Consider the following 23,051-nt stretch of genomic DNA (forward strand, 5'->3'; position numbering starts at 1 on the left):
GAAAGGAGATTGCTAGCCTGGATTCGTGACCGAACCGGCCGGGCTCCGCGAACGGAAGAAGCAGCGCACGCGCGAGGCGATCTCGAACGCCGCGATCGACCTGTTCCTCGCGCACGGGTTCGACCAGGTGTCCGTCGCGCAGGTCGCCGAGGTGGCCGAGGTGTCGCGGCGCACGCTGTTCGCCTACTTCCCGACGAAGGAGTCCCTGGTCGTCCACCGCTTCGCCGACCACGAGACGGAAAGCGCCCGCGTGGTGCGGAACCGGCCGGACGACCGGACGCCGCTGGAGGCGATCCGCGATCACTTCCTCGACGGACTCGACCGGCGCGACCCGATCACCGGCCTCAACGACGCCCCGGAGATCCTCGCGCTGTACCGGATGATCTTCGCCACGCCGGCCCTGGTCGCGCGGATGCTGGAGTTCAACCAGACGGCCGAGGAGGCTCTGGCGGAGGCCCTCACGGAGACCGCCGCGGTGGCACGCGGTGAGGCGCGGGTGGCCGCGTCCGCGATCGTCGCGGTGCTGTGGACCCTCGCCCGTGAGAACCACCGGTCGGTCGCGGCCGGACGCTCCGCGGATGAGGTGTTTCCGCAGGCCAGGGCGGCGGCGGAAGTGGCGTTCGGGCTGCTGGACGGCGGCTTCGGCGGGCTCGCCGCGTCGTAGGCCGTGGCGAACACCACAGCGCGGAACGCCACGCGGAGTGCCGGGCGTCTTGCCCAGCGAAAGATTTCGGCCAGCGGGTAGAAGCCGCGGTCCGGGGCCAATACGATCGCCGACGGACCGCATCACGGTTAGTGCGGGCGGGGCGCGTGTCCGCGGTCGCTACCCTCTCCGGGGTTGGTGACCCAGCCGGTGCCGATCCGAGTCCGGCAAGACGGCTAGAGAAGGAAGTCAGGTGGCCCGGCGGCACAAGCGTCCCGAGAGCGGTGAGGCGCTGGACCGGCGACCGGACACCCGTGCAGGCAGCCGGTGGCGGCTGAGGAACTGGCGGCTGCGCACGAAGCTGATCGCCGTCCTGCTCATCCCGATGCTGACCGTGCTGGCGCTCATCACCCTGCACGTGCGCGCCAACCTGCGGCACGCCGAACAGCTGGCCGAGCTCGCCGCGCACGCGCGCGTCGACGCGGGCGTCAACGCGGTGGTCAACGAACTGCAGCGCGAGCGGGACCTGACCGTGCGGTACGTCGCCGGGCACCGCCGGAACGGGCTGAACGAGGTGCGCGACCAGCGCACCCGGGTGGACCAGGCCGCCGGCGCGTTCGCCCGGGAACTCGCCGCCCAGCAGTCGCTGCTGTCCACGGCGAGCGCCGAGGAGCTGACGGAAGCCCAGTCCCGGCTCGACTCCCTGCCGGGACTGCGCTATTCGGGTGAGTTCTCGAACTCGTCGGCCGATTCGATCCTGACCTCCTACAGCGACCTCATCTCCGGGGTTCTCGACCTGTCCGACCAGGCCGTCGCCGAGATCGCGGACGCGGAGGTCGCGCGGCTGCGGCTGGCCGCCAACGCGCTCGCCCGCGTGAAGGACCAGATGTCGGTCAAACGGGCGGTGCTCGGCCAGGCGTTCGCGGAGGGCGAGGTGTCCGACGACCGGCTGCGGAAGCTCCTCGGCGCGGACGCCCAGCTCGCGGCCGCGCAGAACGACTACCGGAAGTTCGCCACCCCGCCCGAGCAGCGCGCCTACGAGCAGACCGTGGCGGGCCCGGCGGTGCAGACGGCGAATTCGGTGTTCGAACTCGCGATCACCAGGACGGAGAACGGGCAGAGCCTGTCCGGCCTCGACTCACGCCAATGGGACCAGGCGATCACCGGGACCATCGACCTCACCTACCAGTTCCAGCAGACGCTGCAGGTGCGGACGCAGCAGCGGTGCGACGCGCTCGCCACCGACGCGCGCCGCTCCGCGATCGTCAACGCCGCGGTGGTCTTCGGCGCTCTGCTGCTGTGCGCGGTGCTCGCCGTGGTCATCGGCCGCTCGCTGCTGCGGCCGCTGCGGATCCTGCGCAACACCGCGTTCGACGTCGCCGAGCACCGCCTGCCCGCGGCGGTGGACGAGATCCTCGCCGACCCGCATCCCGACTTCATGACCGCACACCGCGGCGTGGCGCCCGTGCCGGTGTTCACCCGCGAGGAGGTCGGACAGGTGGCCCGCGCGTTCGACGCGGTGCACGGGCAAGCGGTGCGGCTGGCCGGTGAGCAGGCCCTGCTGCGGGAGAACATCAACGCGATGTTCGTCAACCTGTCCAAGCGCAGCCAGAACCTGGTCGAACGCCAGCTGTCCGTGCTGGACCGGATGGAGGCCGACGAGCAGGACCCGGAGACCCTCGGCGGCCTGTTCGAGCTCGACCACCTGGCCACGCGGATGCGCCGCAACAGCGAGAACCTGCTCGTGCTGTCCGGGCACGACTTCGGTGACGAAAAGGCCGAACCGGTCGCCGCCGAGGAGATCATCGGCGCGGCGCTGTCCGAGGTCGAGCACTACCAGCGCATCGAGCTGACCGCGATGCCGGAGATCGCGATCCGCGGCGAGGCGTGCAACGACCTGGTGCACGTCATTTCCGAGCTGCTGGAGAACGCCACGCTCTACTCGCCGTCGGACAAGACGGTGACCGTGGTCAGCTCGCTCGCCGAGGACGGTGCCTGGCACGTGCACATCACCGACCAGGGCGCCGGGATGCCGCAGCCGGAGATCGACCGCGCCAACAAGCGGTTGGCGAATCCGCCCGAGGTGGACGTCGAGGTGTCGCGGCGGATGGGCCTGTTCGTGGTCGCCACGCTCGCGAAGCGCCACGACATCCAGGTGCGGCTGCGCTCCGCGGACGGTGGCGGGCTGGTCGCGACGGTCGTCGTCCCGGCCCGGCTGGTGATCGAGAACGTCGCGCCGGTGCCGGAACCGCTTCCCGCCCCGGTCACGCCGCCCGCGCCGGAGCCGCCTCCGGTGCCGGTCGCGCTGCCGTCGCTCAAGCCGATCCCGCAGCCCGCGCCGGCGCCCGCGCCGGAACCCGAGCCGGACGACACGGTCTCGATCCCGGTCGTGCGGGACGAACCGGCCCGCACGCCGGTCGAACAGGAGGGCCGGGTCGACTGGCCGACCTCGGACAACGACGCCTTCCCGCCGGAGGACGAGGAGCCGACCGAGCGGATGCCCGCCTACCAGGCGGTGCTGTCGCGGTGGTTCACGACGGGTGAGCACTGGCCGGTCAGTCGCCGCTCGGCGGCGGAGGAGCCGGACTGGCCGGCGGAGCCGGAGTGGCCGTCGGCGGACGACGACGCGGCGGTCGACGGGAATCCGCCGAACTTCCCGCAGCAGGTGCGGCGACGGCCGGAGTCGTTCGACACGCCTACGCTCTCACTCGATCCCCACGAGGTCCGCCACCGGATGTCGCGGCTGCAGAACGGATTCGCCCGAGCCCGCGACGCGCGGGGTTCCGAGGGCTGACCGGTTCGATCCCGGCGAGCCGCTGGCGGGCGTCGATCGCGCGGGCGAGGCGGGACAGCGCGTAGTTGATCAAGAAGTAGAGCAGCGCGATGACCAGGTAGGTCTGGATCAGGAGCCGGTTGTAGCCGGCGAGGACCTTGCCGCTCTGCAGGAGTTCGGCGTAGCTGACGACGATCCCGAGCGAGGTGTCCTTCACGACGCCCGCGGTCTGGCTGATCAGCGCCGGCACCACGCGGCGGATGGCCTGCGGGAAGATCACGTACCGCATCGACTGGTAGGGGCGCATCCCGAGCGCGGCGGCGGCCTCGCCTTGGCCGGCTTCGAGCGAGCGGAAGCCGCTGCGGAAGATCTCGGCGAACTGGGCGGCGCGGGACACCGCGATCGGGAGGACGAGTTTCCAGAGCAGTGGCAGGTCCACGCCGTACCGCGGCAGCGCGAACATCGCGAAGTAGATGAGCAGGAGCAACGGGACGACCCGGACGACCTCGACGTACGCCCGGGCCGGCGCGCGGGCGGCGAGGTGCCGCGAGATCCGCCCGAACGCGAGCACGAGCCCGGCGACCATCGCGATCACGACGGCCAGCATCGCGGCGAGGGCCGTGCCGCCGAGGCCGCCGAGCAGGTAGCGCCACATCGGCCAGGAGCCGTAGGGCGCCCAGCGGTCCGCGGACAGCTCCCCGTTGATCGCGAACTGCCGCACGGCCAACGCGAGGAGCACGAGGCCGGCCACCGTCGCGACGACGGTGGCGATGCGGATCCGCCGCCGGGCGCGCGGACCGGGGCTGTCGAAGAGAACGGAGGTCATGCGCGAACTGCCTGAGTCAGCACGAGTGTCCCTCTCGCAGGGCGACGGTTGGACGGCTCATGGGATGGCGGCTGGGCCGGTGGTGCGGTGGTCTGGTGGTGCGGTGGTGGTTGGGCTGGTGGTGTGGCGATCGTTGGGCCGCTCGTGCGGTGATGGCTGGGCCGGTCGTGAGGCGATCGGTGGGCCAGTCATGCGGTGATGGCTGGGCCGGTCGTGAGGCGATCGGTGGGCCAGTCATGCGGTGATGGCTGGGCCAGTCGTGCCGTGGTGGCTGGGCCAGTGGTGCCGCGATGGCTGGGGCGCTCGCGTGGTGACGGTTGAGCCGCCCGTGCGGTGACAGCGGCCGGTGGTGCAGCAGTGGTTGGGCCACTGGCGCGGCGATGATTGGTCCACTCGTGCGGCGATGGCTGGGCAGGTGGCGTGGCGACGACTGGCGCAGCGGTGCAGCAGTGGTTGGGCGAGTGGTGCGGGACAACCGGGGCAGTCGTGCGGCAATGCCTGGTAGGGCGATGGCTGGGCCAGCGGTGCCGCCAGGGCTGGCTGACTGTGTGGCAGCGGCTGGGCCATTCGCGCAGCGACGGCTGGGCCAGTGGTGCGCCAACGTTGGGACCGCTTGTATGGCGACGGGCGGACCGGTGGTGCCGCAGCGGTTGGGCCGGTGGTGCAGCGGTGGTTGGGGCGCTCGCATGACGACGGTTGGGCCGGTGGTACCGCGACAGTTGGCCCGGTGGTGCGCCTGTGGCTGGGCCGCTCGTGCACCAGCGGTTGTGCCGGTCGCGCGTGGATGATTGGCCCAGTCGTGCAGCAATGGCCGCCAGAAGGCGACCGATGCCCCCAGTCCCGCTCAAGCCGCCCCGCCCTCATCGGGGTACCGCCAGCTTTCGGTCCAGTACGCCGGCTCCCGTGGAGATCAGCAGCGCCAGCACGGCGTAACAGACGCCCGCCCCGATGTACAGCGGCAGCGGCTCCGCCAGGGCGAGGTTCACCCGGTTCGTCGCCTCCGTCAGCTCCACCACACCGACCGCCGCGGCGAGGGCCGTGTTCATCAGCAGCTGGATGGTCACGTTTCCGAGCGGCTGGATGATCGTGCGCAGCGCCTGCGGCAGCACCACCGCCCACAGTGACTGTCCGAAACCGAGCCCCAGCGCCCGCGCCGCCTCCGCCTGGCCGGCCTCCACGCCGTTCACGCCCGCCCGCAGCGTTTCCGCGTAATACGAAGCCATGTACAGCGCCGTCGCGAGCAGGGCGGTCGTGAACAGGCCGAACTTGATCCCCACCGTCGGCAGGCCGAATACGAACAGCACCAGCCACACGGCGAGCGGAATGTTCTGGAACAGCTCGACATAGCCGGTCCCGAACGCGCGCAACGGGCGAACCGGGCAAATCCGGAATGCCGTGATGACGACCGCGAGCACGATCGCGCCCACCGCGCTGAACACGGTCAGCAACACCGTGTTCAGCGCGCCCTCGGCGAATTCCCCGAGGTAACCGCCCCAGCCGGTCACGATCCCGGGACGGAACCCGTCTTGGGCGGGACCGGCGCGTCACCCGGGATGACCGTCCCCAGCGTCTGCTTGTACGCCTCCTGCCACAGCCCCGCCGCCTGGATCTTCTCCAGCCACGCGTTGATGAACCGCTTGAACGTCTCGTCGCCGTGGTGGATCCCGATGCCGTACGGGTCCTGACCCAACGTCCCGCTGTTGATCTGCACCTTGTCGTTCGTCTGCGCGTTCCCGGCCAGCTGCGTCAGGTCGTTCACGTACACGTCACCGCGCCCCTGCTCCAGCGCCGTCACGCACTCCGAGTTCGTGCTCAGCGTGATCACCTGCGCGGGCTCGTACTGCTCGACCAGCGCCGCCCCGGTCGAGTTCGTCACCGCCAGCACCCGCTTGCCCTTCAGGTCCTGCGGCTTGGTCACGCTGGAATCGCCCTTGCGCGCCATGATCGCCGGCCCCGACACGAAGTACGGCCCGGCGAAGGACACCTTTTCCGCCCGCACCGGAGTGATCGAATAGGTGTGCAGGACCACGTCGACGGTGTTGTTCTGCAGCAACGCCTCGCGGATCTGCGACGTGGAATTGACGATCTTGACGTTCGGCTGGCCCAGGATGTACTTCGCCAGCAGCCGGCCGAGGATCGCGTCGAACCCCTCGGTCTGCCCGGTCGTCGGGTTCTGCTGGGACAGCAGCGGGGTGTCCAGCTGGCTGCCGATGAGGATCTGCCCGCGTTGTTTGATCGCCTGCGCCGTCGGGCTGGTCGCGAGGTCCGCGTCGGACGCGACGGGCGCCCGATCGAGGAGGCTCTGCTCCTGGTCCGCGGTCCCGCTGGTCGGTGGTACCGCGCCCCCGCTCGAGGTGCACGCGGTCACCGCGCCGAGCGCGACCGCTGTGAGCAGGGCCGCGAGGCGCCGTCGCCGTATCGAAGCCGTCATGGTGTGGCCGGATCCCTCCTGGACGTGGAGCCTGTCGCCGCTATCTACTCTCAGTGACGCAAGGGGTACCCGAACGGGTGGGAGTAGATCACGAGTCAAGGCGCAGGATTGTGCAGGTCCAACGCTCGCGTCAAGTCCTTGTGAGCTCGCGCCGGGGTTGGTGGGACATTCACCGGCCGCCTGTCACAGCCTCGTCCCAGCCTCCGGATAGTGAGATAGATAACAGCCCGCCCGGCCTCCGGCGGTGCACGCTGCGTGATGTGCATTCGCAGTGTCACTGAGACAGTTGGTGAGAATTCGTCACCGGAGTGAGGGGCAAAGTTCGTGGTGAGAGCCATCTGCCCGGCTTCCCTTTCCTTCCGGCAGCCGATAGCCTCTACCCCCAATCGGGTGGCCCCGTGTTAACCATTCACGTCCTGGTTCTCATGGCGTGGGACCCGAGTGCGGAAACGCGGAAACTGGACAGCTCGAACCGGGAAGGAAGTCCTCGGTGCCCCAGCCCACGAGCGGGGAGCGCGGTCGCAAGGCAGTGTCCCCGGCGGAGTCGCCTGTCGCACAGAGTAACGACGTCAGTGCGCAGGACAACGCGATCGGAGCATCGACCGGTGGTGAGCGCGGACGTCGGGTCCGTGGTCTCGCGAACTGGCGCGTCAACGCCAAGATCGCCGCGGTGGTCGCCGTGCCGACCGCCGCCGCGCTGTCCCTGGCCGGCCTGCGCGTGTACGACAGCTTCGAGACGATGACCGTCTACCAGCACGCCGAGCAACGCATCGACCTCAGCCAGAAGGTCGCCGCCGAGGTCGACGCGCTGCAACGCGAGCGGGACGCGATGTCGGCGTGGATCGCCTCCGGCCGCCCGGCCGCCCGGACCGAACTGGACAACGCGATCCGAACCGCCGAGACCGCCGCCGACACCGTGCGCGGCGCCGTCAGCGAGGTCTCCGCGATCAGCGACCAGGCCACGTCCGCTCGCTACCAGCAGGGCCTCGCGCGCCTCGACGGCCTGAGCCAGCTGCGGTCCTCGGCCGGTGCCGCGGACTTCCCGAGCCTGGCTGCCCAGGCCGGCTACACCGGCGTCATCGACGCGCTGCAGCTGATCGCCGACGAGTTCGACGCCGACGTCACCGACCAGGGCCTGCAGGACCGCCACGAGGCGCTCGGCTTCCTCGCCGACGCCAAGGAGTACTCCGCCCAGCAGAACTCCTACCTGCGCAGCGCCGCGATCCGCGGCAAGTTCGACCCGGCCGAGCTGAAGAACCTCACGACCGCGCAGTCGAACCTGGTCGCCGCGATCGACCGGTTCAACGCCGTCGCCACCCCGCAGGCCCAGCTGGACTACTCGACCACGCTGTCCGGCCCCCAGGTCTCGCAGCGGTTCACCCTGCAGCAGCTGGCGTTGCTGCGCGCCCAGGCGAACCCGCCGCTCGCGCTGGCCATCGACCCGGCCGCGGTGGCGCAGTCCTCGTCGGACACGCTCAACCTGATCAGCCAGGTGCAGAACCGGCTGCTCGCCGACGCCGCCACCTACACCGACGGCCTGATCAGCGTCCAGCAGCAAAACCTGCTGATCACGATCGCGATCATCCTCGCCGGGCTGCTGATCGTGCTCACGCTGATGTACGTGGTGGCCCGCTCCCTGATCCGGCCGCTGCGCACGCTGCGCTCGACCGCGCTGCAGGTCGCCGAGGTGCACCTGCCGGACGCGGTCGAGCGGATCATGCGCGAGGCCGACCCGGCCGCGGCCGCCGCCAAGGCGATCGAGCCGGTGCCGGTCCACACCACCGAGGAGATCGGGCAGGTCGCCCGTTCCTTCGACGTGGTGCACGGCCAGGCCGTGCGCCTCGCCGCCGAGCAGGCCCTGCTGCGCGAGAACGTCAACGGCATCTTCGTCAACCTCTCGCGCCGGTCGCAGCGCCTGGTCGAGCGCCAGCTCGCGGTGATCGACGTGCTGGAGGCCGACGAGCAGGACCCCGACCATCTCGCCAGCCTGTTCGAGCTGGACCACCTGGCGACCCGGCTGCGCCGCAACGGCGAGAGCCTGCTGGTGCTCTCCGGCGCGGGCCTGAGCAAGTCGATGCCCAAACCGGTCTCCGCCGCGGACGTGATCGGCGCGGCGGTGTCCGAGATCGAGCAGTACGCGCGGGTCGACGTCGGCGCGATCCCCGAGGTCGCCGTCCGCGGCCCGTCCGTGCACGACCTGGTGCACCTGCTCGCCGAGCTGCTCGACAACGCCACCTACTTCTCCGAGCCGGAGACCAAGGTCAGCGTCCGGGCCGTGGTGACCCGCAAGAAGGCGCTCGCCGTGCAGATCACCGACCGCGGTGTCGGCATGTCGCCCGAGCAGATCGCCGAGGCCAACAGGCGCCTCGCCGACCCGCCGGACCTGGACGTGTCGGTGACCCGCCGGATGGGCCTGTACGTGGTCGCGCGACTGGCCCAGCGGCAGGGCATCGAGGTGCGGCTGCGGGAGAACGAGGACATCGACGGCGGGGTGATCGCCCGTGTCGTCGTGCCGCCGGACCTGCTCGGCCCGGTCGCGCCGGAGCCGATGCCGCGGCCGGCCGAGACGTCGTCGCCGAACCTGCCTCCGGTGCCGGCGCAGCGCACGCCGTCGAACCTGGCGCGCCGCGAGCCCGCCCGGCGGCCGGACCAGGACCAGGCTCCGACCGGTGTGCTGCAACCGCTGGACCAGCCGATCAGCCTCGACGACCTGGTCGCCGGCTCGTCCCACGCGGCCTACCTCAGCCGGGGCAAGCCGCGGGCCGAGGAACCGTCGTCGAACGGCTCCGCCCCGCCCCACGAGGAGCCGCCGAACCACTTCGGCTCACTGGCCCTGCCCCAGCGCGAGCCGCAGTACGTGCCGGTCACCGAGCAGCCGGCCGAGGAGCCGCCGCCGGTCACCGAGAGCATCTTCGACGACGACGTGCCCACCAAGCGGCTGCCGATCTACCAGTCGGTTGTGTCGAGGTGGTTCAGTGCGGAGGGGGAGGACCCCGCCTCGGTGAGCGGCGACCTGGAGGAGGAACCCGCACCCGCCGCCGAGGAAGCACCGGAGGCCGACGACAAAAACGCCGATCTTTGGCACAGTGTGTCCGATGAGGGCTGGCGCGCGGCGCAATCCCTGCTCGAGTCGCGGGAGGAGGAGATCACTCCGGCCGGACTGCCGAAGCGGGTGCCCAACGCGCACCTCGTCCCCGGATCGATCCCGGTGGGCGAGCCCGATGCCTTCACCGACACCACCGTCGGGCGGCCGGGGCAGGGCGCACTGGCCCGCTCCGCCGAGGCGGCGCGCGAACGGATGGCGAGCTTCCAGCGCGGCTACGTCAGTGGCCGTCACGCGCTGCAGGAGAACACGCCGGGCCCCTCTGACCAGGGCGACCCGGTGAGTGGCGGGGGAACCACCCCGCCGGACGAGGCAGTGAGGAGTGAGGAGTGACACGGGCGGGATCGCTGCAGCCGGGAGGTTCCACGCCGCAGGCGCCGAGGAACGGCTTCGCGTGGCTGATCACGGACTTCGTGCACCGGGTACCCGGTGCGGCGCACGCGGTCGTGGTGTCGGCGGACGGGCTGCTGCTGGCCGCGTCGCGGGGGCTGCCGAAGGACCGCGCGGACCAGCTGGCCGCGGTGGCGTCGGGGCTGACCAGCCTGGCGCGGGGCGCGTCGAAGGTGTTCGAGGGCGGGCCCGTGGCGCAGACGGTGGTCGAGATGGCCAACGGCTTCCTGTTCCTCATGTCCGTGTCGGACGGCTCCTGCCTGGCGGTTCTGGGGTCGCCCGACAGTGACATCGGCCTCGTGGTGTATGAGATGACGCTTCTGGTGGATCGGGTCGGTCAGCAGATGACACCCGAGATGCGGGCACAGCTCCAAGGAGCCGCGCGCGGTTGAGCGCGCCGGGCACGAGAGGGACTGCAGTGGACGGTGCTCAGCCGACGGGCGTGGGCTCGGGACGGCTGGACGACGACGCCGAAACCGCCTGGCCGGATGAGGCGCAGGCGGCGCGGACCGAGGACTGGACCACGTTCCGGGCCAAGGTCGACCGCGCCTGGCGCCTGCGCCGGGCGGCGGCGGGCGAGAAGCGGTCCAGTACCCTGAGCGACCCCGAGCCACCGGGCTACGGGGCGACCGAATACCCGGAGATCTCCGGCGACCGGCTCATGTCCGGTCCCGCGGCGGACCTGTTCGGCGACTCGGGCGGGCCGCTGGCCCCGGCCGGTCAGCTGCCGTCCGGACCCGCCGCGGAGAGCCACCCCAGCTTCCCGCCGGTCCCGGCGCCGGTGGCGGCGGAGGAGACCTCCGGTCTGGTCCGGCCGTACTTCCGGACGCGCGGGCGGACACGTCCCAGCTACGATCTGGCGATCGAAGCACTCGTCTCGACCAGCGAGCGGGGACGGATGCTCGACCGGGTGCGGGTGCCCGAGCACCGGTCCATCTGCGGCCTGTGCCTGGACACGCGCTCCGTGGCCGAGGTGGCGGCGTACCTGCGCATGCCGCTGGGGGTCGCGCGGGTGCTGATCGGCGACGCCGTCGATCTCGGCCTGGTCCTGGTCCATTCCACGACGTCGGTCGTCGGCGATCGTCCCAGTATCGAGTTCATGGAGAGGGTGCTCAGTGGGCTTCGGAGAATTTGACTCCGACGCGAACACGTCGGCCGCGACGGGACCGACGCAGTCGGCCAAGATCGTGGTCGCCGGCGGCTTCGGTGCGGGCAAGACGACCCTGGTCAGCGCGGTCTCGGAGATCGATCCGCTGACCACCGAGGCGGTGATGACCGAGGCCAGCGTGTCGGTGGACGACACGACCGCCACCCCGAACAAGGTGACGACGACGGTCGCGATGGACTTCGGCCGGCTCTCGCTCGGCGACGACCTCGTGCTCTACGTCTTCGGCACGCCGGGGCAGCACCGGTTCTGGTTCATGTGGGACGACCTCGCGGTGGGGGCGATCGGCGCGGTCGTGCTGGTCGACACGCGGCGGCTGGCGGACGCCTTCCCCTCGATCGACTTCTTCGAGAACCGGAAGCTGCCCTACATCGTGGCGATCAACTGCTTCGACCGGCTGCTGCACCACCAGATCGAGGACGTCCGCCACGCGCTGACGATCTCCGAGTCGGTGCCGATCATCGCCTGCGACGCGCGGGAGAAGGAGTCGGCCAAGCAGGTGCTGATCACGGTCGTGGAGCACGCGATCAACCGGGACCGCGCGTTACAACCGGGGTGATCGGGTAACCGTGCCGCCGGAAGGGTGAATCGATGTGAGATCACCCCGCACGGCAGGCCACCAGGGCCGGGTTCGGCAATACCCTGGTCGGAATAATCGCAAAACAGGCTCGACCGGTGAGGAGGCACATGACGGCATCGGCACAGCAGTCGAGCGGCTTCGGCTTCGGCTGGCTGATCACCGACTTCGTGCGACGGGTCCCCGGCGCGGCACACGCCGTGGTCGTCTCCGCCGACGGTCTGTTGCTGGCCGGGTCGGAGGGGCTGCCCAAGGACCGGGCCGACCAGCTGGCCGCGGTCGCGTCCGGGCTGGTGAGCCTCACCTCCGGTGCCGCGCGGTGCTTCGAAGCGGGCTTCGTGAACCAGACGGTGGTCGAGATGGAGCGCGGGTACCTGTTCCTGATGGGGATCAGCGACGGGTCGAGCCTGGCCGTGCTGGCGGCGCCGAACTCCGACATCGGGACGGTCGCGTACGAGATGACGCTGCTGGTGGACCGGGTCGGGATGCAGATGACGCCGGAGCTGCGCAGCCAGCTCCAGGGTGGCGTGCGCTGATGCGGGGACTTTCGCAGGGGGCGGGCCGCCCCGGGGCCGACGCGTGGGACCGGCTGCACCAGGGCACCGACCGCGAGGGGATCGACTCGCCGGCGCGGTTCGTGCTGACGAAGAAGCCGGTGGTGCTGCCGGTACGCACCCCCGTCCGGACGACGCCCGGTGTGGGGCGGACGGCTTCGGTGCGGAGCGGGGTTGAGACCGGCGCGGGTTCGCGGGTCGGCGCGCGGAGTGGCGCTGGTGCGCGGAGCGGTGCTGAGGCCGGCGCGGGTGCCGGTTCGCGGGCTGGTTTTGAGGCCGGCCCCGGGGTCGCCCCTGCGGCCGACGCTCGTGCTGGTGCCGCTGCGCGGGCTGGGCTAGGCGCTGGAGCGCGGGGCGGTCTCGATACCGGCTCGGGCTTGGAAGCCGGGGCGGCCGTCGGCGTTGGTGCCGGGGCTGCTGCTGCGACCCGCGCTCGCGGTGGGACTGGGGCCGGCTTCGTCGCCGGCGGCGGGGTGCCGCCCTCGCAGTCGAGGGGCTCGGAGGCGTCCGTGCGGACGCGGATGATCATGCGCCCCTACGCCCGTACCGGCGGCCGCACCCGGCCGGACTACGAGCTGGCGCTCGAGGCGCTGGTGTCGACCACCGACCGGGGTCGCGTGCCGCAGGCCGTGACCGGCGTGCAGCACCGTCGGATCTGCTGCCTGTGCGCCGAGCCGCGGTCGATCGCGGAGATCGCCGCGTACCTGGATCTGCCGCTCAACGTGGTGAAGGTGCTGGTCAGCGACCTGGACAACGCCGGGCTGGTGCTGATCCACCAGTCCGGGCTGTCCTTCGGCGACCGCTCGTCGCGCGAGTTCATGAACCGGGTGCTGCAAGGCCTGCGGCGGCTCTGACTCCGTCGTGGGTGCTGCCCGCGAGCCCGAAAAACCCAACCCTCAGTCGTCCACCAGGGCGGCTGAGGTGATCCGGTGCAGCGGGTACCGCTCGTCGTCGCTGCCGATCAGTACGCCGCCTCCCACCTGGGTCGGCCTGACGATTCGCTGGCTGGCCGTTCCGTGGGCGTCCACGTAGCCGATCCACACCTCGCGCCGTTCGCGGTGGGCTCGTGCCAGCAGCGCCATCGTGGCCGCCGTGTCCGAACCCCCACCGCCACCCGGCAGGCGCACGGCCGCCCCCTTGCGGCTCGCCGCCGCGCGGTCGAGCGCCCGGACGTGCGCGACCACCGACGCGGCCTGCTCGCCGGTCAACCCGGCCGGCTCGGGCACCACCCGCCGCGCCGCACGTGGCCGCGCGGGCACCCGCCGTCCCGCCGGGCGCAGGTCCATCACCCGCCCGTCCGGCCCCTCCGCCGCCGGGGCGAAACCGGCCGCCCGCAACCCGTCCAGCACCTCGGCCAGCGGATACGGGCTGACCAGCACCGTCGGCGCGATCTTGCGCAGCTCGTACTCGCCGGACACCGAGTTGCCCATCACCTCCGCGAGCAGCACCTCGTCGTCACACCGCAGGAACGAGCCCGCCGCCCCGCCACGCAGCCTGCCGTGCCGCCGCGCGACGTCGTCGATCAAGTACGTCAGCGACTGCGGCACCTCGGTCGCCGACCGCTTCCGGAACAGCTCGTGCAGCTCGTCGGCGGTCCGGCCGGTGTCCAGCGCCCGCCGCACCGACGCCTCCGTGATCCGGTAGACCGTCGCGTGCCCGGCGGACTCGACGTCGGCCACCGCGGCGATCTCCGCGGCCAGGTCCATTTCCAGCGGCCCCGGCGCCACCACCGTCAGATCGGCCTGCACCAGCACGTGCCCGATGGGCTTGGGCATCGCGTCGTACACCGCGTTCAGCGCGCCCGCGCGATCCCCGTCCACCAGCGCCCCGGCCGCCGTGGTCAGCGCACCCAGCGCGATCACGCCCAGCGCCGACGCCTCGGCGAATGTCCACCGCACCATCTCGTCCCGCAACCGCCCGCCCCGGCGCGGCGCCCGCCACGCGAGCAGCTCGACCAGGTCGTCCGCGCCGTGCACACCGGCGCCGCGCGGCAGCTCGGCCAGCGTCCCCAGCACCTGCCGCCGCACCGCGGGCGCGAGCGGCCGCCGCAGGTCGTCGGACAGCGGGACGATCGGCTTGTCCTTCGCGTCGCGCTGACCGACCAGCGCGGGCAGCCGCGGCAGGTCCAGCCACGCCTCGGCGAGGATGACCCACCGCTGCGCCGGCTCGGACGCCAGCCACGAATCGGCCAGCGTCGTCGGCACCCACTCCGGGCTGGTGCTCTGGCTGTCCGCGACCAGCCCGGCCGCCACCGCCAGCTCGGCCAGCAGCGTCGCGCGGTTGTCGTCGGTGTCCAGTTCGCGGGCCAGCTTCCGCAGCTCACGCACCCCGAGACCGCCAGACTTCAGCACCGGTGGCGGCTGTTCCGACCACTGCGTGAGCAGCGATTCGGTCTGCCGCAGGAACTCCATCGCCTCGCCCGCGGCCGCCGCGTCCACTGTGGACTGCTGGTGCGGCTTGGTGGGCAGCTCCGGTTCCCGCAACGCCTTGGGCGAGCAGATCCGGCCGCCGCGCAGCGCGATCGCCACCTCGCGGGGAAGCTCGACCGTGTCGTCCTCGCGGCGCAGCAGCAGTCCGCGGGCGAGCAGCTTCTGCACCGGTTTCGCGTCCGCGGCCAGCGACGGTTCGGCCGCCGCGTCCCGGGTGCGCCCGATGGGCGGACCGGCGGCGAGGGCGCCGAGCAGCCCGCGTTCGTCGTCGCCGACCTCGGCGAGCGCGGACTCGACGTCCAGGCCGGGCGCGGACGCGCCGAGCCCGGCCGGGAACGGCCCGGCCAGCTCGCGCGCGGCGGGGATCACGCGGACCGCGTCGTCGTCGCCCCAGGCCAGCACCCGCGAGCGCAGCCGGTCCACGGCGGACCGGACGTCGGCGCCGACCAGTTCGGCGACTCGGGCGAGCGGGACGGCTTCGGTGTCGGCGTCGGCGACCAGCAGCGCGTCGAGCACGGAAAGGGTGAAGGTGTCCAGGTCCTCCATCGCCCTGGCGACCGATCCGGGGGTGCCGGCGCGGGTGGCCAGCACGGTGCTGTCGGACGGCGGCGGGGTCGCCAGGTCGCGCCTGGCCTGCAGGAGCACGCCCAGCTCGTCGTCGGACGCGGACCGCAGCCAGTCCGCCAGGGAGGTCGCGGGCATCACAGGTGAGGATACCTGCCCTGACCATCGGGTTCGGGTGGCTGTGAGGCAAACTGGGAACCGTAGGTGCCGAGCACTGGAGGATGAAGTGGCGAAGGGCGACAAGGACAAGAAGAGCGGTCGTATCGACCCCACCTGGCCGCATCTGCCGGACGGCGAGCACCCGGTCACCGAGCTCTCGGCGGACCGCCAGGGCGCGCTGTCGCCGTTCGGGAACGTGACGTTCCCGCTCGACACCGTGCCGTACGTGCACCCCGAGACCGAGATCAACAAGTAGACAGCAGGGGGTTACTGCCGTGCCGGTTCCCGGCCCCGGGTATTCGATCACCGTTCGTGTCGAGGCGCCGCCGTCCGCGAGCGCCGCGGGCGACCTCACCTCGGCGGTGGGCCGGGTCGGCGGCGTGCTGACCGCGTTCGACGTGGTCGAGTCCCACGCCGACGCGATCGTCGTCGACATCACGGCGAACGTCTCCAACGCCGACCACGTCGAGGTCGTGACCGACGCGCTCGACGCGCTGCCCGGCGTCCGGGTGCGCAAGGTCTCCGACCGCACCTTCCTCATGCACCTCGGCGGCAAGCTGTCGGTGTCGCCGAAGGTCCAGCTCCGCAACCGTGACGACCTCTCCCGCGCGTACACGCCGGGCGTGGCGCGGGTGTGCCAGGCGATCGCCGCCAACCCGGCCGACGCGCGGCGCCTGACCATCAAGCGCAACACGGTCGCGGTCGTCACCGACGGTTCGGCCGTCCTCGGCCTCGGCAACATCGGCCCGTCCGCGGCCCTGCCGGTGATGGAGGGCAAGGCGGCGCTGTTCAAGAAGTTCGCCGACGTCGACGCCTGGCCGGTGTGCCTGGACACCCAGGACACCGAGGAGATCATCAAGATCGTCAAGGCGCTCGCGCCGGTGTACGCCGGCATCAACCTCGAGGACATCGCCGCGCCGCGCTGCTTCGAGATCGAGAAGCGGCTGCGCGAGCAGCTCGACATCCCGGTGTTCCACGACGACCAGCACGGCACCGCCATCGTCGTGGTCGCCGCCCTGCGCAACGCGCTGCGCGTGGTGGGCAAGGAGATCGAGGACTGCAAGATCGTGGTGAGCGGCGCGGGCGCGGCCGGCTCGGCGATCATGCGGCTGCTGATGCACAAGAAGCCGGGCGACATCATCGCCGCCGACATCAACGGCATCGTCCACCTGGGCCGGTCCGATCTGGACGAGAACCTGCGGTGGCTGGCCGAGAACACCAACAAGGACAACGTGTCCGGCACGCTGCACGACGCGCTCGTCGGTGCCGACGTGTTCATCGGGGTGTCCGCGCCGAACCTGTTCGGGGCCGAGCAGGTCGCGACGATGGCGCCGAACCCGGTGGTGTTCGCGCTGGCCAACCCGGACCCGGAGATCGACCCGCTCGAAGCGCAGAAGCACGCGGCGGTCGTCGCCACCGGGCGCAGCGACTACCCGAACCAGATCAACAACGTGCTCGCGTTCCCCGGCGTGTTCCGGGGCCTGCTCGACGCGCAGGCGCACGAGATCACCGACGACATGCTGCTCGCCGCCGCGAACGCGATCGCCGACGTGGTGGACGACCGGCTCAACGCCTCCTACATCGTGCCGAGCGTGTTCGACTCGGCGGTGGCCCCGGCCGTCGCGGAGGCGGTCAAGGCGGCGGCGCGGAAGTCCGGCGCCACGAGCTGATGAGCCGCGCCGTCGAGGAGTCGAACCGGCGGATGCTGCGGGCCCGCGACGCGATGGACCGCGCCTACGCGCAGCCCCTCGACGTCGCGGCCCTGGCCCGGATGGTGCACGTCTCGGAGGCGCACTTCATCCGCACGTTCCGCGCCACTTTCGGCGAGACGCCGCACCGGTACCTGCAGCGGCGGCGGGTGGAGCGGTCGATGTTCATGCTGCGGGAGAGCGATCGCAGCATCACCGACATCTGCCTCGCCGTGGGGTTCACCAGCCTGGGCACGTTCAGCCGCACGTTCCGCGAGATCGTCGGGCAGTCGCCGTCGGAGTACCGCGCCGGCGGCGCAGGGGCGGTGGCGGCGCCCACGTGCTTCGCGATGGCCTGGACGCGACCGAGCAGTTTCGGAGAAGCCAGGGGCGGGGCCGGCTGATTAGCGTTGCGGGCATGTTCAACGCGATCACTCTCTCCCAGATCTTCGTGACCGACCAGGACGAGGCGCTCGACTTCTACGTGGGCAAGCTCGGGCTGGAGGTCAAGATCGACCAGGACCTCGGCTTCATGCGATGGCTGACGGTGTGCGTGCCCGGCGAGCCCGGGCGCGAGATCCTCCTGGAGAAGCCCGGCCCGCCCGCGATGGACGAGGCGACCGCTTCGCAGGTGCGCGAGCTGCTGGCGAAGGGCGCGACGGGCGGCTGGATCGGCCTGACGACGGACGACTGCCGCAAGACGTACGAGGAGTTGCTGGCGAAGGGCGTGGAGTTCACGCAGGAGCCGACGGAGCGCCCGTACGGCATCGACTGCGGGCTGCGGGACCCGTTCGGCAACGCGATTCGCATCAACCAGCCGGTGCGGGTGGGTTGAGCCGGTCCCCGGGCGTTTAGCCTTGTCGGCGTGAGTGAACTGAGCCACGTCGACGACAAGGGCGCTGCCCGGATGGTCGACGTCTCCGGCAAGGAGGCCACCGCGCGCACCGCGGTCGCCACCGGGGTCGTGCGCACCACGGCCGAGGTGATCGACCTGCTGTCCCGCGACGGCCTGCCCAAGGGTGACGCTCTAGCGACCGCGCGGATCGCCGGGATCATGGGGGCCAAGAAGGTCCCGGAGCTGATCCCGTTGTGCCACCAGATCGCCCTGTCCGGCGTGACGGTCGAGTTCGACCTGGGGCCGGCGGAAGTGCGCATCACGGCGACCGTCAAGACCACCGATCGCACGGGGGTCGAGATGGAGGCGCTGACGGCGGTTGCCGTCGCGGGGCTCACCGTGCACGACATGATCAAGGCCGTCGATCCCGCAGCCACGTTGGACGGGGTCCGTTTGGAGCGCAAGCTCGGTGGCAAGTCCGGTGTCTGGGAGCGGCCATGAGCAACGAGAAGCGCACGGCACGGGTGATCGTCGCGTCGAACCGGGCGTCGGCGGGGGTGTATGCGGACCACACGGGGCCGGTGATCGTCGGGTGGCTGCGGGAGCGCGGGTTCGACGTGCCGGAGCCGCGGGTGGTGCCCGACGGTGACCCGGTGGCCCAGGCCCTGCGCGAGGCGCTGCGTGACGACGTGCAGGTGGTCATCACGACCGGCGGGACCGGGGTGTCGCCGACGGACCGCACGCCGGATGTGACGGCGCCGCTGCTGGACCACCAGCTGCCGGGGCTCGCGGAGGCGATCCGGTCGGCGGGGCTGCCGAAGGTGCCGACGGCGGTGCTGTCGCGGGGCCTGGCCGGCGTGGCGGGCCGGACGCTGGTGGTGAACCTGCCCGGCTCGCGCGGCGGGGTGACGGACGGGCTCGGCGTGCTCGACGGGGTGCTGATGCACGCGGTGGACCAGCTCGCGGGTGGCGACCACCCGCGTCCGGCCGGGGAGGCGGCCGCTGCGGGGGCCACGGTGACGAGCGCGGACGGCCCGGTGGCCGCGAACGGCTTGGAGGCGGCTGAGCCGGGTGCCGGAGTGGGGGGTGCGGCCGCTGGAGGTTCTGAGGCGGCTGGTGCCGCAGCTGCGCCGGGTGCCCAGGCTGACGCCGGGAGCGCCGTGGACGGTCCTCAGGCTGGTGCTGAGGCGCCGGAGGGGGCTGGGGCGGGATCGGACGCTGCCGACCTCCAGGGCGCGGTGAGCGCGGAATCGGCGGCCACGCGCATCGTGCGGGCCGAGGTGACGGATCGGGCCTTGTCCGTCGAGGAGCATGCTGCCCTCGTGGATGATCAGGCCGCCGGGGCGGTTGTCACCTTCGGTGGTGTCGTCCGGGACCACGATGGGGGGAAGGGCGTCAAGGCGCTCTTCTACGAGGGGCACCCGACTGCGGGGGACGTTCTCGCCCGCGTGGTGGCTCAGGTTGCCGGCCGCCCGAGGGGGGTTCGGGCCGTCGCTGTCAGCCATCGGGTTGGGGCGCTCGAGATCGGGGACGTGGCGCTGGCTTGCGCCGTCTCCGCCGACCACCGTGCCGAGGCCTTCGCGACCTGCGCCGAGCTCGTCGACGAGGTGAAGGCCCAGCTGCCGGTGTGGAAGCACCAGCACTTCACCGATGGCACGGACGAGTGGGTCAACTCCCCCTGATCAGGCGGCCTGGGGGCCTGCCCGGAACCGCTGGGCGGCTCAAGCGGGTCACCGCCCTGACCGTGGTGGCATGAGGGGCCTGCCCGAACCGCTGAGGCGCGGACGAGTGAGTCAACCACCCCTGATCGCGGCGGACCGCGGGAGCCTGCTCACACCGCTGGGGCGGGACGAGCAGGCCAACTTCCCCTGATCGGGGCGGCCTAGGGGTCTTCCCGGAACCGCTGGGGCGGCTCGCGTCGGTCGACTCCCTGGCCGTGGTGGCCTGAGGGGGCCTGCGCGGACCGCTGGGCGGCTCAAGTGGGTGGACTCCCTGACCGTGGTGGCCTGGGAGCCTGCCCGAAGCGCTGGGGCGCAGACGAGTGGGTCAACTTCCCCCTGATCACGGCGGTTCGGGGCGACCTGCCCGGAACCGCTGGGGCGGCTCGCGTCGGTCGACTCCCTGGCCGTGGTGGCCTGAGGGGGCCTGCGCGGACCGCCGGGCGGCTCAAGTGGGTGGACTCCCTGACCGTGGTGGCCTGGGAGCCTGCCCGAAGCGCTGGGGCGCAGACGAGTGGGTCAACTTCCCCCTGATCACGGCGGATCGGGGCGCCCTGCCCGGAACCGCTGGGGCGGCTCGCGTCGGTCGACTCCCTGGCCGTGGTGGCCCCCCGGGGACCTACCCGAACCGACTGGGGCGGGACGGAGCAGGCCAACGGCCCTGAGGGCCGGACGCGGGCGGGTACGGGTCACGAGAACCCGAACCGCCAGGGTGCCGGCGCCCCACCGCCCGGGGGATTGCGGTGGGGCGGCCGGACACCCCCAGCGTCACTTCGTGGCGATCTTCTGCCCGACCAGGATCAGGTTCGGGTTCGAGATGTACTGCGAGTTCAGCTCCTGGAGCTTCTGGTAGCCGCCCTCGACGTTGAACTTCTTGGCGATCTCGGACAGCGTGTCGCCGGCCACCACGGTGTAGTCACCGTTCGGGTTGGAGGTCGGAACGCTCACCGCCGGAGCCGGGGTGCTCTTCTTGGGCGTGCTCTTCGGAGCGGTGGTGGTGGTCTTCTTCTTCGGCGTGGCGGCCTTCTTCTGGGTCGAGCCCTGGGTGTTGCTGCCCTTGTAGCTCGCCGAAGAGCCGGCCTTCTTGCCACACACCGGCCAGGCGCCGATGCCCTGGCCCTGCAGGACGCGCTCGGCGACGGCAATCTGCTGCTCACGCGACGCGTTCGCCGGGTTGCCGGTGCCGCCGTAGGCCTTCCAGGTGCTGGCGGAGAACTGCAGACCACCGTAGTAGCCGTTGCCGGTGTTGGTGCTCCAGTTGCCACCGCTCTCGCACTGCGCGATGGCGTCCCAGTTGACGCTGGCGGCCTGCGCGGGGGTCGCGGCGATCGCCAGCGGGGTGCCGACCGCGATACCCGCGACAGCGACTCGGGCGATGTTGCGAGCGGCGGGGGACATCTTGCGGTGCTTGCCTCGGTAGGACATTCCATCAACTCGATCTTCGCGCCGACGAGCCATGCTGCGAGGCGAACCCGGGAACGGGTCCTGCTCCACCCGGCGGGGTCCGGGCGAGCCAATCGGGCCTTCGCGGAACGCTCGGGTCCGACCCTCTTCGTCCCTGTCCGGAAGATCTTCTTTCGCTCGGGGTTTGGTCCGGGATTCCGCCGGACAGGACTTGGCGCTCGGAATCCCGGTGTTGCCGTGGCCGGTCGGGGCCAGCCGAAAAGCGACGGTACGTAACGGCGAGCGTGATCGGAAATTATTCGACGTGTGACCTACATCACAGTAACATCGAGCAACCTGTGCCGATCTCGTCGTTTCTCCTGGTCAGCGCGCCGTTACCTGGCCGTTTCCAAGTCGAGATATTTCACCGATCGTGAGGTCTGGGTCACGTCGTTTTGGCGCGGTTGGACCATTCGTGAACCTCGTTCAACCGCCCGCGAAGGGCGGCAGCACGTCGAGTTCGGCCCCCTCCGGGAGGGGACGTGAGGGGTCGCGGACGGCCACCCCGTCGACGAGGAAGCTGGCCGCCTGGAGGATCCGGGGCAGGGTCTCCGGATGGCGATCACGGAGAGCGACGACGGCCTCGGCGACCGAGGCGCCCGCCGGCAACTGGAGTACCTCTTCTTCCACGCCCGCGGCCGCGCGCGCGGACGCGAAATAGCGCACCAGGACGCTGACGGTCAAGACTCATCCCCCGATCGCGCTCATCGGCCGGATCGGCTGGGCGAAGCCGGCGTCGTTGATCTCGTGGCCGGCCAGCTTGCCCCACATCGTCATCCGCCAGGCCTGGGCGATCTCCTCGTCGCCGGCGCCGCCGCGCAACAGCGCCCGCAGATCCGTCTCGTCGTTGCTGAACAGGCACGACCGCACGGCGCCGTCGGCGGTCAGCCGGGTGCGCTCGCAGGCCGCGCAGAACGGCCGCGTGACGGACGCGATGATCCCGACGTCGGCCGGCCCGTCGTCGACGAGCCAGCGCTCCGCGGGCGCCCCGCCGCGTGCCTCCGGGCTGGGCGAGAGCGTGAACTCCTTGCTGAGCAAGGAAAAGATCTCCTCGGCCGTCACCATATCGGCGCGGTTCCAGCCGTGCTGGGCGTCCAGCGGCATCTGCTCGATGAATCGCAGGTGGTAGCCGTGCTCGAGGCAGAACCGCAGCAGCGGGGCGGCCTCGTGCTCGTTGATCCCGCGCAGCAGCACCGCGTTGACCTTCACCGGGTCCAGCCCGGCGGCGCGCGCGGCGGCGAGGCCGTCCAGCACGTGGCTCAGCCGGTCGCGCCGGGTGATCTTCGCGAACGTTTCGGGGTCGACGGTGTCGAGCGAGATGTTGATCCGGTCCAGACCCGCCTCGGCGAACGCGCGGGCGCGCTTGGCGAGCCCGATCCCGTTGGTGGTCATGGACAGCCGGGGCCGCGGGCGCAACGCCGTGATCTCGGCGACCAGGTGCTCGAGCCCGGGCCGCAGCAGCGGTTCACCGCCGGTGAGCCGGATGTCGGTGACCCCGAGCCGTTCGACCGCGATCCGCAGCAGCCGCACCAGTTCGCTGTCGGTGAGCACCTCGTCGCCCGGCATCCAGGGCAGGCCCTCGGCCGGCATGCAATACGTGCAGCGGAGGTTGCAGCGGTCGGTCAGCGACACGCGCAGGTCCGTGGCCACACGGCCGAACGTGTCGACGAGGGCGGGGTTGTCGGGGCGGGGCTGCGTGGTTCCGCGTGTGCCCGGCACGCGGGGGAGCCCGAGATCTACCGCACTCATTGAC

At 71.5% G+C, this 23,051-nt stretch carries 21 protein-coding genes; 14 read left to right on the top strand and 7 right to left on the bottom strand.

What is annotated here, in order from left to right; translation table 11 throughout:
- Positions 1–25 precede the first annotated feature (25 nt).
- On the top strand, positions 26–664 hold the full coding sequence (locus tag D0D15_RS24490; RefSeq protein ID WP_094005762.1) for a TetR/AcrR family transcriptional regulator: 639 nt from the start codon (positions 26–28) through the stop codon (positions 662–664).
- Positions 665–896: 232 nt separating this feature from the next.
- Positions 897–3,437: a sensor histidine kinase gene (locus D0D15_RS24495; RefSeq protein ID WP_115944769.1), complete on the top strand. Its 2,541-nt coding sequence runs from the start codon at positions 897–899 to the stop codon at positions 3,435–3,437.
- Here the strand turns inward: D0D15_RS24495 and D0D15_RS24500 are convergent.
- The 3 genes from D0D15_RS24500 to D0D15_RS24510 form a co-directional block, all read right to left on the bottom strand.
- Positions 3,340–4,242 (bottom strand): amino acid ABC transporter permease, encoded by a 903-nt coding sequence (locus tag D0D15_RS24500; protein ID WP_094005764.1) that lies wholly within the window; start codon positions 4,240–4,242, stop codon positions 3,340–3,342. The genes D0D15_RS24495 and D0D15_RS24500 overlap by 98 nt on opposite strands.
- Positions 4,243–5,102: 860 nt before the next feature.
- Positions 5,103–5,747 carry an amino acid ABC transporter permease gene (locus tag D0D15_RS24505; RefSeq protein ID WP_094005765.1) on the bottom strand — a complete coding sequence of 215 codons (645 nt, stop codon included), beginning with the start codon at positions 5,745–5,747 and terminating at the stop codon, positions 5,103–5,105.
- A complete protein-coding gene (locus D0D15_RS24510; RefSeq protein ID WP_094005766.1) occupies positions 5,744–6,673 on the bottom strand; it encodes a glutamate ABC transporter substrate-binding protein in 930 nt (309 codons plus the stop codon). The genes D0D15_RS24505 and D0D15_RS24510 overlap by 4 nt, the downstream gene beginning before the upstream one ends.
- A 529-nt stretch (positions 6,674–7,202) precedes the next feature.
- On the opposite strand from D0D15_RS24510, the gene D0D15_RS24515 reads away from it, so the two are divergent.
- The 6 genes from D0D15_RS24515 (at position 7,203) to D0D15_RS24540 (ending at position 13,316) form a co-directional block, all read left to right on the top strand.
- Entirely contained in the window at positions 7,203–10,109 is a 2,907-nt protein-coding gene (locus D0D15_RS24515; RefSeq protein ID WP_094005767.1) for a sensor histidine kinase, read from the top strand.
- Positions 10,106–10,558 carry a roadblock/LC7 domain-containing protein gene (locus D0D15_RS24520; protein WP_017985274.1) on the top strand — a complete coding sequence of 151 codons (453 nt, stop codon included), beginning with the start codon at positions 10,106–10,108 and terminating at the stop codon, positions 10,556–10,558. The genes D0D15_RS24515 and D0D15_RS24520 overlap by 4 nt, the downstream gene beginning before the upstream one ends.
- A gap of 26 nt (positions 10,559–10,584) precedes the next feature.
- Positions 10,585–11,301, top strand: coding sequence for a DUF742 domain-containing protein (locus D0D15_RS24525; protein ID WP_094005768.1), 717 nt, complete (start codon positions 10,585–10,587; stop codon positions 11,299–11,301).
- Complete coding sequence (locus tag D0D15_RS24530) at positions 11,282–11,890, top strand: GTP-binding protein (protein ID WP_094005769.1); 609 nt, start codon at positions 11,282–11,284, stop codon at positions 11,888–11,890. The genes D0D15_RS24525 and D0D15_RS24530 overlap by 20 nt, the downstream gene beginning before the upstream one ends.
- A gap of 128 nt (positions 11,891–12,018) precedes the next feature.
- Positions 12,019–12,444, top strand: coding sequence for a roadblock/LC7 domain-containing protein (locus D0D15_RS24535; RefSeq protein ID WP_094005770.1), 426 nt, complete (start codon positions 12,019–12,021; stop codon positions 12,442–12,444).
- A 527-nt stretch (positions 12,445–12,971) separates the two neighbouring features.
- On the top strand, positions 12,972–13,316 hold the full coding sequence (locus tag D0D15_RS24540; protein WP_233157288.1) for a DUF742 domain-containing protein: 345 nt from the start codon (positions 12,972–12,974) through the stop codon (positions 13,314–13,316).
- 42 nt (positions 13,317–13,358) lie between these two features.
- Here the strand turns inward: D0D15_RS24540 and D0D15_RS24545 are convergent, their stop codons facing one another.
- A complete protein-coding gene (locus tag D0D15_RS24545) occupies positions 13,359–15,593 on the bottom strand; it encodes a helicase-associated domain-containing protein (protein WP_115944770.1) in 2,235 nt (744 codons plus the stop codon).
- 88 nt (positions 15,594–15,681) lie between these two features.
- Between D0D15_RS24545 and D0D15_RS24550 the strand changes: the two genes are divergently transcribed.
- The 6 genes from D0D15_RS24550 to D0D15_RS24575 are packed head-to-tail and all read left to right on the top strand — an operon-like array spanning position 15,682 to position 19,819.
- The gene (locus D0D15_RS24550) at positions 15,682–15,870 is read left to right on the top strand and encodes a hypothetical protein (protein ID WP_094005773.1); all 189 of its coding nucleotides are present in this window, start codon (positions 15,682–15,684) and stop codon (positions 15,868–15,870) included.
- A 19-nt stretch (positions 15,871–15,889) separates the two neighbouring features.
- Complete coding sequence (locus tag D0D15_RS24555) at positions 15,890–17,284, top strand: NAD-dependent malic enzyme (RefSeq protein ID WP_094005774.1); 1,395 nt, start codon at positions 15,890–15,892, stop codon at positions 17,282–17,284.
- Positions 17,284–17,706: a helix-turn-helix domain-containing protein gene (locus D0D15_RS24560; protein ID WP_094005775.1), complete on the top strand. Its 423-nt coding sequence runs from the start codon at positions 17,284–17,286 to the stop codon at positions 17,704–17,706. Before D0D15_RS24555 ends, D0D15_RS24560 begins: the two co-directional genes overlap by 1 nt.
- Before the next feature lie 14 nt (positions 17,707–17,720).
- The gene (locus D0D15_RS24565) at positions 17,721–18,137 is read left to right on the top strand and encodes a VOC family protein (protein WP_094005776.1); all 417 of its coding nucleotides are present in this window, start codon (positions 17,721–17,723) and stop codon (positions 18,135–18,137) included.
- A gap of 30 nt (positions 18,138–18,167) precedes the next feature.
- Positions 18,168–18,638, top strand: coding sequence for a cyclic pyranopterin monophosphate synthase MoaC (moaC, locus tag D0D15_RS24570; protein WP_094005777.1), 471 nt, complete (start codon positions 18,168–18,170; stop codon positions 18,636–18,638).
- A complete protein-coding gene (locus D0D15_RS24575; protein ID WP_094005778.1) occupies positions 18,635–19,819 on the top strand; it encodes a molybdenum cofactor biosynthesis protein MoaE in 1,185 nt (394 codons plus the stop codon). The genes moaC and D0D15_RS24575 overlap by 4 nt, the downstream gene beginning before the upstream one ends.
- A gap of 804 nt (positions 19,820–20,623) precedes the next feature.
- On the opposite strand, the gene D0D15_RS24580 is transcribed toward D0D15_RS24575, so the two are convergent.
- The 3 genes from D0D15_RS24580 to moaA all read right to left on the bottom strand — a co-directional run bounded on the left by D0D15_RS24580 (position 20,624) and on the right by moaA (position 23,047).
- Entirely contained in the window at positions 20,624–21,280 is a 657-nt protein-coding gene (locus D0D15_RS24580) for a LysM peptidoglycan-binding domain-containing protein (RefSeq protein ID WP_094005788.1), read from the bottom strand.
- A 444-nt stretch (positions 21,281–21,724) separates the two neighbouring features.
- Positions 21,725–21,982, bottom strand: a complete 258-nt coding sequence (locus D0D15_RS24585; protein WP_094005789.1) for a MoaD/ThiS family protein — start codon at positions 21,980–21,982, stop codon at positions 21,725–21,727.
- A 3-nt stretch (positions 21,983–21,985) separates the two neighbouring features.
- Positions 21,986–23,047, bottom strand: coding sequence for a GTP 3',8-cyclase MoaA (gene moaA, locus D0D15_RS24590; protein WP_094005790.1), 1,062 nt, complete (start codon positions 23,045–23,047; stop codon positions 21,986–21,988).
- Positions 23,048–23,051 lie beyond the last annotated feature (4 nt).

Source organism: Amycolatopsis thermalba, from assembly GCF_003385215.1.
Classification (GTDB): domain Bacteria; phylum Actinomycetota; class Actinomycetes; order Mycobacteriales; family Pseudonocardiaceae; genus Amycolatopsis_E; species Amycolatopsis_E thermalba.